This is a genomic window from Rhizobium sp. Rhizsp42, from assembly GCF_047304155.1.
Classification (GTDB): domain Bacteria; phylum Pseudomonadota; class Alphaproteobacteria; order Rhizobiales; family Rhizobiaceae; genus Rhizobium.
In genome coordinates this window covers 13,339-27,282 of the sequence record NZ_JBGLYS010000023.1, presented here as the reverse complement: position 1 = coordinate 27,282, position 13,944 = coordinate 13,339, and the positions used below count along the sequence as shown (strand labels likewise).

The window sequence follows — 13,944 nt, the reverse complement described above, 5'->3', positions numbered from 1 at the left end:
TCAGAATGAGCTATTTCCGAAATGTCGATATTTATGGCTTTCGGGCGCTTGTAAATAGCTGCACTAATCATAATCGGAATGAACGTGGGGATCTCTATCATGGCAGGCTTCGTTTCCACAGACCGCATCCGCTCGCTGTTTACCGAAGCGATGTCGCAGATGTATCGCGCCGAGGTGCCGCAATACGGAACGCTGCTGGAACTGGTTGCGGACGTCAATGCCGAGGTGCTGGCCAAGGATAAAGGCCTGCGCGAGCGCCTGACGCGGGCCGGCGAGTTGGAGCGCATCGATGTCGAGCGCCATGGCGCCATTCGTCTCGGTACTCCTGAAGAGCTTTTCACCATCCGCCGCCTCTTTGCCGTCATGGGCATGCAGTCGGTCGGCTATTACGATCTCTCGGTGGCGGGCGTGCCTGTTCATTCCACCTGCTTCCGCCCGGTCGACCTGGCGGCGCTCAGCGTCAATCCGTTCCGGGTCTTCACCTCTTTGCTCAGGCTCGAACTCATCGAGGACGAGGCTTTGCGCGCCGAGGCCGCCGATATTCTGTCGAAGCGCCGCATCTATACCGAGCGCGCCATCCAGCTGATCGAGCGTCATGAAGAGGTCGGCGGGCTGACGGAGGCGGAAGCGCAGGAGTTCGTCGCCGAGGCGCTGGAAACCTTCCGCTGGCATGGCGAGGCGACGGTCACCGCCGAGACCTACAAGCGCCTGCACGACGCGCACCGGCTGATCGCCGACGTCGTCTCGTTCAAGGGGCCGCATATCAACCACCTGACCCCGCGCACGCTCGATATCGACGCCGTGCAGGCCCGCATGCCGGAGCGCGGCATCACGCCGAAGGCCGTCATTGAGGGGCCGCCGCGCCGTGATTGCGATATCCTGCTGCGCCAGACCAGCTTCAAGGCGCTGGAAGAGGCGATCGCCTTTGCCGGCGAGACGAGCGCTGCCAAGGGCACGCATACGGCGCGCTTCGGCGAGATCGAGCAGCGCGGCGTGGCGCTGACGGCCAAGGGCCGGGTGCTTTACGACCGGCTGCTGGCTTCGGTTCGCGGCGAGGTGCAGGTCGGTGCCGCCGGCGCCAAGGCTGGCGATTACGACAGCGAGCTTGCCGAGCGGTTCCGCGAACTGCCGGATAGCTGGGCGGTGCTTCGGGCCGAGCAGCTGGCCTTCTTCCACTATTCCGCGACGCCCGAGGGCGTTGCCGCTGCCGTCGACGGCGCGCTGCCTGACGATGCCGAGGCGCTGATCGAGATGGGTTATCTCACCTTCGATCCCATCGTCTACGAGGACTTCCTGCCTGTGAGTGCCGCCGGGATCTTCCAGTCGAACCTCGGCACGGACCAGCAGCAGAACTACGCGACCCGCTCCAACCGCTCGGCCTTCGAAGAGGCGCTCGGCGCGACCGTCACGGATGAGCTTGACCTCTACGCGGAACGTCAGGCACGCTCGCTGGAGGCGGCGATCGATCTGCTCGGGCTTTCCGGCCTGCGCCTGAGCAACGTTGCCTGATAGACCTCGGAACGGAGCTCTCCGATGCTGAATGATCCGCGCTCCCACGGCCTCTGGGAAAAGACCGCGCCGCAGCCGCCGGCAACGGTGCCGCTGTCAGGGTCCGTTACGGCCGATATCGTCGTGGTCGGCGGGGGCTATACCGGGCTGTCGTCCAGCCTGCATCTGGCGGAAGCCGGCAAGTCAGTCGTGTTGCTCGAGGCCAACGAAGTCGGCTTCGGTGGCGCGGGCCGCAATGTCGGGCTGATCAATGCCGGCATGTGGGTGATGCCCGACGATCTGCCCGGCGTGCTCGGCCCCGTCTATGGCGAGCGCCTGCTCGACCTGCTCGGCAATGCGCCGAAGCTGGTGATGGAGCTGATCGACAAGCACAAGATCGCCTGCGAGCTTGAGCGCAACGGCACGCTGCATGTCGCCGTCGGCGCCGATGGCCTCAAGGAAATCACCGATCGCGCCAGCCAGTGGGCGGCGCGGGGTGCCGATGTCAGATTGCTCGACGCCGCCGAGACGGCACGCCGCGTCGGCAGCCAGGCCTATACCGGATCGCTGCTCGACATGCGCGCCGGCACACTGCAGCCGCTCGCCTACGCGCGCGGCCTCGCGCATGCCGCCGTCAAGGCGGGCGTTGCGCTGCATACGTCGAGCCCCGTCATCGCCACCGAGAGAAACGGCAAGCGCTGGACGGTGAAGACGGCGAAAGGTTCCGTGACCGCTGACTGGATCATCGTGGCGACGGATGCCTACAGCACCGGCCCCTGGGAACAGGTGCGCAACGAGCAGGTGCATCTGCCCTATTTCAACCTGGCGACCCGGCCGCTCGGCGACAATCTGCGCAAGTCGATCCTGGCTGGCCGCGAGGGCGTCTGGGACACGAAGGAAATTCTCTCCTCCTACCGCATGGACCAGGCCGGCCGGCTGGTGTTCGGCAGTGTGGGTGCGCTGCGCAACACGGGGCTGTCCGTCCACAAGGGCTGGGCGCGGCGCGCGATGAAGAAGCTCTTCCCGCAGCTTGGCGATGTCGAGTTCGAATGCGAGTGGTACGGCAAGATCGGCATGACCGACAATTCGCTGCCGCGCTTTCACAAGTTCGCCGATAATGTCGTCGGCTTTTCCGGCTATAATGGCCGGGGGATCGCGCCGGGAACGGTGTTTGGCCGCACGCTCGCCCGCCACATCCTGGGGGAGATGAGCGAGGCCGAGCTACCGCTGCCGCTTACTGATCCCGCCGAGCCGCGCTTCCGCGCCGCCAAGGAATTATGGTACGAAGCCGGCGCCCAGGTCGCCCACTTCGCCGATGCCCGCTTTTAAGAACAATAAGGTTGGAACCACGACAATGACCATCGAAACGCTCGATCTCGCCACCGAAACCAAGACCCTGCTTGCCAAGCTCGGCGTCAGCGCCGACCGCTTCACCGGCGGTACGCTGCGGGTAACGTCGCCCGTGACAGGCAAGGAAATCGGCGCGCTGAAGGAAGTGTCGGTCACTGATGCCAAGACCGCGATCGATAACGCCCACAAGGCGTTTCTCGAATGGCGCGCCGTTCCGGCCCCGAAGCGCGGCGAGCTTGTGCGCTTGCTCGGCGAGGAGCTGCGCGCGGCCAAGGCCGAGCTCGGCCGGCTGGTGTCGATCGAGGTCGGCAAGATCACGTCCGAAGGTCTCGGCGAAGTGCAGGAAATGATCGACATCTGCGATTTCGCCGTCGGCCTGTCGCGCCAGCTCTACGGCCTGACGATCGCCACCGAGCGTTCCGAGCACCGGATGATGGAAAGCTGGCACCCGCTCGGCGTCGTCGGCATCATCTCGGCCTTCAATTTCCCCGTCGCTGTCTGGTCCTGGAATGCAGCGCTGGCGCTTGTCTGCGGCAACTCCACCGTCTGGAAGCCGTCGGAAAAGACGCCGCTGACCGCACTTGCCACGCAGGCGCTGTTCGAAAAGGCGCTGAAGCGCTTCGTCGCCGAAGGCGGCACGGCGCCGGCCAATCTCTCGACGCTTCTGATCGGCGGCCGCGATGTCGGCGAGGCGCTGGTCGATCATCCGAAGGTGCCGCTGGTTTCTGCCACGGGCTCGACTGCCATGGGCCGCGCCGTTGGGCCGCGCCTCTCGCAGCGCTTTGCCCGCGCCATCCTGGAACTCGGCGGCAACAACGCCGCGATCATCTGCCCGACGGCCGATCTCGACCTGACGCTGCGCGGCGTCGCCTTCTCGGCCATGGGCACCGCCGGCCAGCGCTGCACCACGCTGCGCCGCCTGTTCGTGCATGAGAGCGTCTACGACGCATTGGTTCCGCGCCTGCAGAAGGCTTACGGCTCCGTCAGCATCGGCAATCCGCTGGAAACAGGCACGCTGGTCGGACCGCTGATCGACAGCCAGGCTTACAAAAACATGCAGTCGGCGCTGGAGCAGGCGAAGGCCGCGGGCGGCAAGGTCACCGGTGGCGAGCGTGTCGAAAACGGCGCCTCCGACGCCTTCTACGTGCGCCCGGCGCTGGTCGAAATGCCCGCGCAGACCGGTCCGGTCGAGAACGAGACCTTCGCGCCGATCCTCTACGTCATGAAGTACAGCGATTTCGACGCGGTTCTCGAAGATCACAACGCCGTGCCGCAGGGCCTGTCGTCGTCGATCTTCACCAATGACATGCGCGAAGCCGAAACCTTCGTCTCGGCGCGCGGGTCGGATTGCGGCATCGCCAACGTCAACCTCGGCCCCTCGGGTGCCGAGATCGGCGGCGCGTTCGGCGGCGAAAAGGAAACCGGCGGCGGCCGCGAGTCCGGCTCCGACGCATGGCGTGCCTACATGCGCCGCACCACCAACACGATCAACTACGGCAAGACGCTGCCTCTGGCGCAGGGCGTGAAGTTCGACGTCGAATAACCGTCTGACGGCTGTGATGACAAAGGGGCGGGAGCGCGAAGGCGTTGCCGCCCTTTTTGCTGCCGGCTAGAATCGTTCTAAGTATTTTCCAATTATTTCAAGCCTTTGTGATGGCCTTGAGGTCGCCTAAACTTGAAATCGAGTGCCAAGGAAAATATACCGCTGCAATATCATGGATATCGCAGATGACATGCCATGGAGGGCATCATGACCGTCTCCCTTAATCGCCTCTCGCAGGTCGCCGCGTTCGGCGCCATGCTTCTTGCCGCGACATCGCTGGCTTCGGGCGCCAAGGCGCAGGAGGAAGAGTCCGAAGGTATCGTCGTCTACAACGCCCAGCACCAGAGCCTCGGCCAGGAATGGGTGGACGCCTTCACCAAGGAAACCGGCATCAAGGTGACGATGCGCCAGGGCAGCGACATGCAGTTCGCCAACCAGATCATCCAGGAAGACGAGGCGTCGCCCGCCGACGTTTTCCTCACCGAGAATTCGCCGGCGATGACCTTGGTCGATGCCGCCGGGCTCTTCGCGCCGATCGACAAGGCAACGCTCGACCAGCTGCCAGAAGAGTTTCGCGCGAAGGATGGGATGTGGGCCGGCATCGCGGCGCGCTCCACCGTGTTTGCCTATGACAAGACCAAGCTCACCGAGGACAAGCTGCCGAAATCGATGATGGATCTCGCCGATCCCTCGTGGAAAGGCCGCTGGGGTGCTGCACCTGTCGGCGCCGATTTCCAGGCTATCGTCAGCGCGCTGCTGCAGCTGAAGGGCGAGGAGGCGACGGCCGCCTGGCTGAAGGCGCTGAAGGAAAACGCGACCTCCTACAAGAGCAACACGGTTGCCATGAAGGCGGTCAACGCGGGCGAGGTCGAAGGCGCGATCATCTATCATTACTACTGGTTCGGCGATCAGGCGGCGACGGCTGAAAACAGCAAGAACGTCGCGCTGCACTACTTCAAGAACCAGGATCCGGGCGCCTTCGTCAGCCTCTCGGGCGGTGGTATCTTGAAGTCGAGCCAGCACCAGAAGGAGGCGCAGGCCTTCCTGAAGTTCATTACCGGCAAGGCGGGGCAGGCGATCCTGAAGAACGGCACGTCCTATGAGTACGCCGTCGGCAAGGGTGCGGCTTCCAACGACAAGCTCGTGCCGATGGCCGACCTGCAGGCGCCCGCAGTCGATGCCTCGCAGCTGAACAGCAAGAAGGTGGTCGAGATGATCACCGCCGCCGGCCTGATCTAACGGCTGCAGCGCGGCGGCCGGGCAAAACTGTTGCTTTTGCCTCAAGAAAACTTTAGGCCATGACGATACACGGCAACCGTCTGTCAAAGACGGTTGCCTTCCTTTTTCAGCGTGTCAAAGGCGCGGCCTTGCTGCAGGACAACAGATTGCTTGCTTCCGATATGCCGGCGGCGCGGCCGGCGGCAGGACTGGCGCGACCGCGCCGGGGCATGCCTTATGCGCCCGTCGTGCTTTTTGCCGCAATCGTCGCGCTGTTCAGCCTCGTTCCCCTCGGTTTCATCGGCTGGATCACCGTCGATGTCGGCTGGGAAACGGTGAAGCAGTTGGTGTTTCGCCCGCGCGTCGGCGAGCTGCTCGTCAACACCGTCGCCCTCGAAGTCATCACCGTGCCGCTGTCGATCGTGCTGGCGGTAACGCTTGCCTGGATCACCGAGCGCACCGATGTTCCCTTCGCCAGGCTCTGGGCCTGGCTTGCCGTGGCGCCGCTCGCGGTGCCTGCCTTCGTGCATTCCTACGCCTGGGTCAGCCTGGTGCCCGGAATGCGCGGGCTGCAGAGCGGCGTCTTCGTTTCGGTGCTGGCATACTACCCGTTCCTCTATCTGCCCGTCGCGGCGGCCTTGCGCCGGCTCGATCCGGCGATCGAGGATGCGGCGGCTTCGCTGGGGCTCGGGCCCTGGGCGGTGTTTTTCCGCACCATCCTGCCGCAGCTTCGGCTTGCCATCTGCGGCGGCTCGCTGCTGATCGCGCTGCATCTGCTGTCGGAATACGGGCTCTTCGTGATGATCCGCTTCGACACGTTTGCGACCGCGATCGTCGACCAGTTCCAGTCGGCCTATAACAGCCCGGCCGCCAATATGCTCGGCGGCGTGCTGGTCGCCTGCTGCCTGCTTCTGCTCGCGATCGAAGTCCTGGTGCGCGGCAACGAGCGCTACGCCCGTGTCGGTTCCGGCTCGGCGCGTCCCGCCGATCGCCGCCGTCTCGGCTGGTTCGCGGTACCGGCTGTGCTTTTGCCCGTCATCGTCGCGGCGCTGACGCTCGGCGTTCCCTTCGTCACGTTGGTGCGCTGGCTCTATCTCGGCGGCGCCGGTATCTGGCGCGTCGAGGTGGGCAATGCCTTCGTGCAGTCGATCGTGCTGGCGCTTGCCGGCGGTATCCTGGCGACGATCGCGGCCGCGCCCATGGCGTGGCTGTCCGTGCGCGCGCCGGGCCGCGTGCAGCGCGTGCTGGAGGCCTGCCACTATTATGTCGGCTCGCTGCCGGGTGTGGTCGTGGCGCTGGCGCTGGTGACGATCACCGTGCGCCTCGTGCTGCCGCTCTATCAGACATTCGCGACGCTGCTGCTCGCCTATATCCTGCTCTTCCTGCCGCGCGCCATGGTCGGCCTTCGCGCCAGCATCGCGCAGGCGCCGGTGGAGCTCGAACGCGCCGCAATGGCGCTTGGGCGCACACCCGGCCAGGCGGTGCGGCAGATCACCATGCGGCTTGCAGCGCCGGGTGCTGCGGCCAGCATCGCGCTGGTGGCGCTCGGGATCACCAACGAGCTGACGGCAACGCTGATGCTCTCTCCCAACGGCGTCGAGACGCTGGCCACGAAATTCTGGTCGCTCACCAGCGAGATCGATTATGTCGCGGCCGCGCCTTACGCCTTCATGATGGTCGTGCTGTCGCTGCCGCTGACCCTTCTTCTCCATGCTCAATCGAAACGGACTGCCGGACAATGACGCTGCTTACGATAGACGGTGCCAGCAAGCGTTACGGTCAGGTGCAGGCGCTCGATAATATCTCGCTTGAGGTGACGGCAGGCAGCCGCACGGCGGTGGTCGGCCCTTCCGGCTCCGGCAAGACGACGCTGCTTCGTATCATCGCCGGCTTCGAGCAGCCCGATCAGGGTCGCGTCACGCTCAATGGCGAGCTGCTGGCCGATGGGCCGGCGGCGGTGCCCGCGCACAAGCGCGGCATCGGCATCGTCTCGCAGGAAGGCGCGCTGTTTCCGCATCTCGACGTCGTCGGCAATATCGGTTTCGGCATCGCGCGAGGCGCGACCGACCGCGACAAGCGGGTGCTCGACCTGCTCGACATGGTCGAGCTCGACCGCGGCATGCTCACGCGCCGCCCGCACCAGCTTTCTGGCGGCCAGCAGCAGCGCGTGGCGCTGGCGCGCGCGCTCGGCCGCGAGCCGCGCTTGATGCTGCTCGACGAACCCTTCTCGGCGCTCGACACGGGTCTTCGCGAAAACATGCGCAAGGCGGTCGCCCGCGTGCTGCAGGCGGCAGGCATCACCAGCATCCTCGTCACCCACGACCAGGCCGAGGCGCTGTCCTATGCCGATCAGGTGGCCGTTCTGCGCGACGGCAGGCTGGTGCAGGCCGGATCGCCGCAGTCGCTCTATCTTGCGCCGCGCGACCGCGAGACGGCACTCTTTCTCGGCGACGCAGTCATGCTGCCTGCGATCATCCGCAACGGCCATGCCGATTGCGCGCTCGGCCATGTCGCCGTCGACAGCGAGCATCAGGGCAAGGTCGAGATCATGCTCCGGCCCGAACAGATCCGCGTCGTCACCGACAGCAGCGAGCAGCCCTATGGCGGGCGCGTGGTTGAGGTGGATTTCGGCGGCGCGACCTGCACGGTTGCTGTTTCGCTTGACGGTGTGGCATTGCCGCCGATCCTGATCAAGACCTCCAGCGTGGCGCTGCCTTCGCGCGGCGACCGCGTGCGGCTGGAGATCGCCGGCAAGGCGCATGTTTTCGTGCGCTGAGGGGCGCCCTCCGCGCTCGCCCACCCGCTAAACGCTGTCAGGCGATCTTGAGCTCTTCGTCTTCCGCCTCGTCTTCCAGCCAGCCGCCGGTAAAGCCCGCGCGTTCCAGGCCAGTGCGGATGATGTCGGACTTGCGCATCAGGCTCCAGATGAAATCAGAGCGATCGTTTTCGATCGACATGACGAGCAACCCCTGGTCGATGCCGACGCAGCGGTCGTCCACCCAACCCTCCGGTCCCGCCGTCTTGACGCTTGGGTTGAAACCACCAGGAAAACGGCCCTCATAGCAGAGGTCGGGATAGGCCTGCAGCAATGCCCGCGTGCCTGATATAGCCGCCTCGCGGTCATAGGGCAGGGCGGCGAGCGCGCACCATGGCGCAAGCGTTCCATCATCGGGGCCAAGCGGCGCGCCGCGAGCGGCGTAGCCCAGCACGCTCGGACGCCGGTCGCCATGGCGGCTGCGTGAGGGCGGTGGACCGTCGGAGGCAGACAGGCCCCAGACATCCCTGGAATAGCCGATGAAATTTCCGGGGTTGCGCTCGGCGTAGTCGCGCTGCACCTCGATGCAGATCTGGGTGTTGCGGAAATAATCGCTGTCGCGCGCCGCCATCGGCCTGTCGCGGATGCCGCGGAAATCGATCCAGGCATGCGAGAAGAGGTGGATGAAGAAGGGCCCGGCATAGAGATAGCACTTCTCGTTGAAGAGCATCCAGGAATAGCTCGAGGTGAAGGCATCGTAGCTCGATTGCGGGATCGGGTGCGTGGGTGAGGCGAGCGCCAGCGTGTAGAGCAGCACCGCCTCGTCATACCCCTGCCAGCGCCAGCGCAGGAAGCCGCTTGAGGGCTTCCAGCCCATGCAGATGGTCTCGCCCTTGTTCAGCGCCCAGCGCCAGTCGATGCGCTCGTAGATCAGCGTCGAGAGCCGACGGATTTCGGCCTCGGCCTCGTCGTCGCCATCGAAATAGGCGGCTGCCGTCAGCACGCCGGCGACGAGCAGCGTCGTGTCGATGGTCGACAGCTCGCTGTTCCAGGCGCGGTGGCCGGTGTCCATGTGCAGGAAGTGGTAGAAGAAGCCCCTGTAGCCGATCGCATGCCGCTCGCGACCCTGATGGCCGTTGGCGAAAAAGCAGAGCGTCGTCGTGGTGCGTGATACCGCGTCGGCCCTCGTCATCCAGCCGCGCTCGACGGCGACGGTGTAGGACGACAGCGCGAAGCCGACGGCCGCGATGCTGCAGGGCACGTTTGCGACCGATGTATCGGCGACAAGTCCGTTATCGGGGTTGGAATGTTTCAGGAAGTAATTGAACGCCGCCTGCTGCAGCCTGTCGACCAGCGCGGCATCTGTTTCCTCGGTCCGTTGCAGCATCTTCTCCCGCCCAATCGGTTATCCTGCCCCTTGCTTCAACATGGGCAGGTGCGATGCGCAAATCAATGTTTTTTGAGGGGTGGGGTTGAGGCGGCGCGCACGTGGCGCATCGCGGGACATAGAGGAGATTGGTTTCTGGCCTTGAGGCGGGAGGCATCTGCCCTCTCGACCGTCACCCTCGGCCTTGTGCCGAGGGTCTAAGCACGTTTCCGCTAATTCAACGGTGCTGATGTTTGCGGCGGGGCGGTGTTCGCCGTCGAGCGTCACCCAACTGTCGAAAACAGGGCGCCAAGTGTCCATTCAAGTTGAGCAAGAGGGACCGTGCTCAGATCCTCGGCACAAGGCCGAGGATGACGGTCGCGCGTGCGGTTTCGCGCTTCGATCCTACGGTCGCGTCGATCGACGCGGCCAATCGGCGATCGTATAATCACAACATATCAATTGGTTGGGAAGCTTTGGAGCGGGCGAAGGGGTTCGAACCCTCGACCCCAACCTTGGCAAGGTTGTGCTCTACCACTGAGCTACACCCGCTCATAATCCCGACGGCCTGTGGTAGTTAGAGAGGACCGTGGGCGCCACCTTGCGGCGACGGGCGCTATATCGCCCAAACGATTTTCAAATGCAACAGGGAAATGACGGAAAGGCGAAGAAAAATTTGAAAAGCTTTCCCGGCCCCAGCTAAAATGCCGCAAATGCAGGGAAAAGCGGCGAATAGGCACGTTGCAAAAAAGGGGAGGGAGACGTAATCAGGGGGCGCCTTATCCCAATAGAGTGCTGGAACGAGCCATGACCGAGAAGACGCCGAAGACCGCAACCGAACTCTACGCCTTTCTCGACGGGCTCGGCATCAAGCACAGCACCAAGACGCATGCGCCGGTGTTCACGGTGGCCGAATCGGTGGCGCTGCGCGACGAGATTCCCGGCGGCCACACCAAGAACCTGTTCGTGAAGGACAAGAAGGACCAGTTCTTCCTGCTTACCGTCGAGGAGAATGCCTCGGTCGACCTGAAGACGGTGCACACGCTGATCGGTGCCGCCAGCAAGGTGTCGTTCGGCAAGCCGGAGAAACTGATGGAGTATCTGGGCGTCATTCCGGGCTCGGTCACGGCCTTCGGCGCGATCAATGATTCGGATCACAAGGTCACATTCGTTCTTGATGCCGATCTCATGAAGGACGAGATTATCAATTGCCATCCGCTGTCCAACGACGCGACCACGTCGATTGCAAGTGCGGACCTCGTTCGCTTCATGGAAGCGACCGGTCACACGCCGCTTGTCTTGAAAGTGACGTCCTGACATACGATTTTAACGCTAGAAAAGCCGGCTGACCGGCGCGGCGGGAGATACTCATGAGCGGCAACGACAATCCCTACAGCAATTCCTTCGGCCAGATGTCGGCAACGGCGAGCTATGGCGGCGCGCCTGCAGCACCTGCCCAGGCAGCGGCGCAGGCACCAATGGCGTCCGCCGGCGGCTATATCAAGGATACGACGACGGCGACCTTCAGCAAGGACGTCATCGAGGAGTCGCGCAACCAGCCCGTTCTCGTCGATTTCTGGGCGCCCTGGTGCGGCCCGTGCAAGCAGCTGACCCCCGTAATCGAAAAGGTGGTCAACGAGGCCCAGGGCCGCGTCAAGCTCGTCAAGATGAACATCGACGACCATCCGTCGATCGCCGGCCAGCTCGGCATCCAGTCGATCCCCGCCGTCATCGCCTTTGTCGGCGGCCGCCCGGCCGATGGCTTCATGGGTGCCGTACCCGAAAGCCAGATCCGTGAGTTTATCGATCGCGTCGCCGGTCCTGCCGGTGCCGATCAGGCGGCCGAGATCGAGGCCGTGCTCGTCGAGGCCGACGGTCTGCTCGCCAGCGGCGACATCAATGGCGCGGCGCAGCTCTACGGCGCCGTCATGCAGGCCGATCCCGACAACGCCAAGGCGCTCGCCGGCATGGCGCAGTGCATGATTGCCGCCAACCAGCATGAGCGGGCGCGCGAGGCGCTGAAGGAACTCCCCGACGAGATGGCAGCCGATCCGGCGATCCAGGCGGTGGTGAAGAAGCTCGAGCAGATCGAGGAAGCCCGCAAGCTCGGCGATCCCGTGGCGCTGGAACGGGCGCTTGCCGCCAACCCCGACGATCACGAAGCGCGCATGAAGCTCGCCAAGATCCGCAATGTCGAGGGAGCGCGCGAGGAAGCGGCCGATCACCTCCTCTACATCATGCGCAAGGACCGTACCTTCGACGATGACGGCGCGCGCCGTCAGTTGTTGCAGTTCTTCGAGGTCTGGGGCTTCAAGGATCCGGCCAGCGTTTCGGGACGGCGCAAGCTTTCGGCGCTGCTGTTCTCTTAAGCATCAGCGACATTTCGCCATTCGGTTTGCCGCCATCGACCCTTGCGTTTTCGATGGCGTACCCCACATTCGTTTAGATGCGGACGTGTGGTTTAGGTCCGCCGATTATGCGGGACGAGTGCCGATGCAAGTGGGGAATGCACGATATCTGAAGAGCGGCGATGTGCCTGACACGATCGCCGTCTTCCCCTTGACCGGCGCTCTGCTGCTTCCCACCGGCCAGCTCCCGCTCAACATCTTCGAACCCCGCTATCTCGCCATGTTCGACGCGGCGATATCGGGAAACCGGCTGATCGGCATGGTGCAGCCGGCGCTTGGCGAGAGCGACGACAAGAATAGCGACGGCAATCTCAGCGCCGTCGGCTGCGTCGGGCGCATCACCTCGTTCGCGGAGACCGGCGACGGTCGCTACATCGTCTCGCTGACCGGCGTCTGCCGCTTCCGTCTGCTTGACGAGAAGGATACGCACCAGCCTTACCGCACCTTCCGCATCGCGCCGTTCATCTCCGATCTCTCGGCGCGCAACGAAGAGGATGCGGTCGATCGCGCAGCGCTTCTCGCCGCCTTCAAGGCCTATCTCGAAGCCAACAAGCTGGAGGCGGACTGGGAGAGCGTGGAGCGCGCCAGCAACATGACGCTGGTCAATTCGCTGGCGATGATGTCGCCCTTCGGCCCGGCGGAAAAGCAGGCGCTTCTCGAGGCGCCGGATCTGAAGACGCGCGCGGAAACGCTGATCGCCATCACCGAGATCGTCCTTGCCCGGGTCTTCGGTGACTCGGACACGATTTTGCAGTAGAAGCGTTCGCATGGACGAAAAACTGAGCCGCGTCGATCCCAAGCTTCTGGAACTGATGGTCTGCCCGCTGACCAAGGGGCGGCTCACCTATGATCGCGAGCACAACGAACTCGTCTCCGAAAAGGCAAAGCTCGCCTACCCGATCCGCGACGGCATTCCGATCATGCTGGTATCGGAAGCGCGCGAGATCGAGGAATAGAGCAAGCTGATTTATGAACCAAGTTGCGCGCGGAACAAGCGTTCATCATCCTTTTGAGGCAGGCTTTCCAGCTTGAGCTAACTTAGCGTCGAGCGCTGCTTTCCGGACCAAAGCTTGAGCTGGCCGAACATAGAAATGCTGGAAGCATTCTTCAAGAACCTCCAAACACCACTCGGCCTCTTGGGGTTCTACTTCAATTACTTGCAATGTCGTCACGTCGGTGATCGGGTGAGCACTAAAGTTTCCGAAATTGCGGATGGCATCAACCATCATTCGCAACGATGACGGAATTGCCTTGCTCGTATCAGTCTCACCCAGCAGAAGGTCTATTTCCTTTGCCAAATCTTTGGCCGTGTAGCCGTGACCTCTCAATATTCCCTGAAGGCATCGCCGAGATAACGCTGCGGACGCCTTGGGACTGATTGGTAGAACGTTGCAAGCTTCAATATAGTCTGCGGCAATTAGCTTCGGCACTTCTGCGGGTACCGGTCCGCGATTTGCGCCTTGTGGCTCTATCAACGTCCAATCTGTCTCACCAGTTTCGCGATGAATGCGACCCAAATATAGGATGATTTCTCCGCAGTCGGGACAAAAAGAAGTAGATATCTTCCGCGCGGTGTACTTGCTGCCAAAGTTGACGGGTGTTTCATGCTCTCGAAAGTTTGCTGCGACGCCACAATGCGGACATTTCATCTGAAGCTCTCTTGTGCTGCAACCCAAGATAAACTTAGGTCTGCGTGGTTGTCATGGCATTGCGATTAATAGCAGACGTTGATGATCTCTTGAGTGAGTCATTGTCCACGTTAACGGACGCGCTCCGACCGTCTCTCATCCGCACGAGGCATGAAAGGAGCGATCTC

The 13,944-nt window shown here is 63.3% G+C and carries 12 protein-coding genes and 1 tRNA gene; 10 read left to right on the top strand and 3 right to left on the bottom strand.

Annotation, left to right across the window (positions count from 1 at the left end; genetic code table 11):
- The first annotated feature begins 99 nt into the window (after positions 1-99).
- From ACCD05_RS20420 to ACCD05_RS20395, 6 genes are all read left to right on the top strand, one after another.
- Positions 100-1,509, top strand: coding sequence for a VOC family protein (locus tag ACCD05_RS20420; RefSeq protein WP_413394903.1), 1,410 nt, complete (start codon positions 100-102; stop codon positions 1,507-1,509).
- Positions 1,510-1,533: 24 nt separating this feature from the next.
- Entirely contained in the window at positions 1,534-2,817 is a 1,284-nt protein-coding gene (locus ACCD05_RS20415) for an NAD(P)/FAD-dependent oxidoreductase (protein ID WP_413394901.1), read from the top strand.
- 25 nt (positions 2,818-2,842) lie between these two features.
- On the top strand, positions 2,843-4,381 hold the full coding sequence (locus tag ACCD05_RS20410; protein WP_413394900.1) for an aldehyde dehydrogenase family protein: 1,539 nt from the start codon (positions 2,843-2,845) through the stop codon (positions 4,379-4,381).
- 207 nt (positions 4,382-4,588) lie between these two features.
- Positions 4,589-5,620, top strand: a complete 1,032-nt coding sequence (locus tag ACCD05_RS20405; RefSeq protein ID WP_413394898.1) for an iron ABC transporter substrate-binding protein — start codon at positions 4,589-4,591, stop codon at positions 5,618-5,620.
- A 59-nt stretch (positions 5,621-5,679) separates the two neighbouring features.
- Positions 5,680-7,341, top strand: coding sequence for an ABC transporter permease (locus tag ACCD05_RS20400; RefSeq protein WP_413394897.1), 1,662 nt, complete (start codon positions 5,680-5,682; stop codon positions 7,339-7,341).
- On the top strand, positions 7,338-8,375 hold the full coding sequence (locus ACCD05_RS20395; RefSeq protein ID WP_413394895.1) for an ABC transporter ATP-binding protein: 1,038 nt from the start codon (positions 7,338-7,340) through the stop codon (positions 8,373-8,375). Before ACCD05_RS20400 ends, ACCD05_RS20395 begins: the two co-directional genes overlap by 4 nt.
- A gap of 37 nt (positions 8,376-8,412) precedes the next feature.
- Here ACCD05_RS20395 and ACCD05_RS20390 read toward each other — a convergent pair whose 3' ends face one another.
- Both ACCD05_RS20390 and ACCD05_RS20385 read right to left on the bottom strand, forming a co-directional pair.
- Positions 8,413-9,741 (bottom strand): glucoamylase family protein, encoded by a 1,329-nt coding sequence (locus tag ACCD05_RS20390; RefSeq protein WP_413394893.1) that lies wholly within the window; start codon positions 9,739-9,741, stop codon positions 8,413-8,415.
- A gap of 456 nt (positions 9,742-10,197) precedes the next feature.
- Positions 10,198-10,272, bottom strand: a tRNA-Gly gene (locus ACCD05_RS20385).
- A gap of 255 nt (positions 10,273-10,527) precedes the next feature.
- Between ACCD05_RS20385 and ACCD05_RS20380 the strand changes: the two genes are divergently transcribed.
- The 4 genes from ACCD05_RS20380 (at position 10,528) to ACCD05_RS20365 (ending at position 13,084) form a co-directional block, all read left to right on the top strand.
- Positions 10,528-11,037 carry a prolyl-tRNA synthetase associated domain-containing protein gene (locus ACCD05_RS20380; RefSeq protein WP_111562633.1) on the top strand — a complete coding sequence of 170 codons (510 nt, stop codon included), beginning with the start codon at positions 10,528-10,530 and terminating at the stop codon, positions 11,035-11,037.
- A 53-nt stretch (positions 11,038-11,090) separates the two neighbouring features.
- Complete coding sequence (gene trxA, locus ACCD05_RS20375) at positions 11,091-12,089, top strand: thioredoxin (RefSeq protein ID WP_413394891.1); 999 nt, start codon at positions 11,091-11,093, stop codon at positions 12,087-12,089.
- A gap of 124 nt (positions 12,090-12,213) precedes the next feature.
- Positions 12,214-12,885, top strand: coding sequence for an LON peptidase substrate-binding domain-containing protein (locus tag ACCD05_RS20370; RefSeq protein WP_112941062.1), 672 nt, complete (start codon positions 12,214-12,216; stop codon positions 12,883-12,885).
- A gap of 10 nt (positions 12,886-12,895) precedes the next feature.
- Positions 12,896-13,084: a Trm112 family protein gene (locus tag ACCD05_RS20365; RefSeq protein WP_018901898.1), complete on the top strand. Its 189-nt coding sequence runs from the start codon at positions 12,896-12,898 to the stop codon at positions 13,082-13,084.
- 45 nt (positions 13,085-13,129) lie between these two features.
- Here ACCD05_RS20365 and ACCD05_RS20360 read toward each other — a convergent pair whose 3' ends face one another.
- Positions 13,130-13,777 (bottom strand): DUF4145 domain-containing protein, encoded by a 648-nt coding sequence (locus ACCD05_RS20360; RefSeq protein WP_413394888.1) that lies wholly within the window; start codon positions 13,775-13,777, stop codon positions 13,130-13,132.
- Between the last annotated feature and the right edge of the window lie 167 nt (positions 13,778-13,944).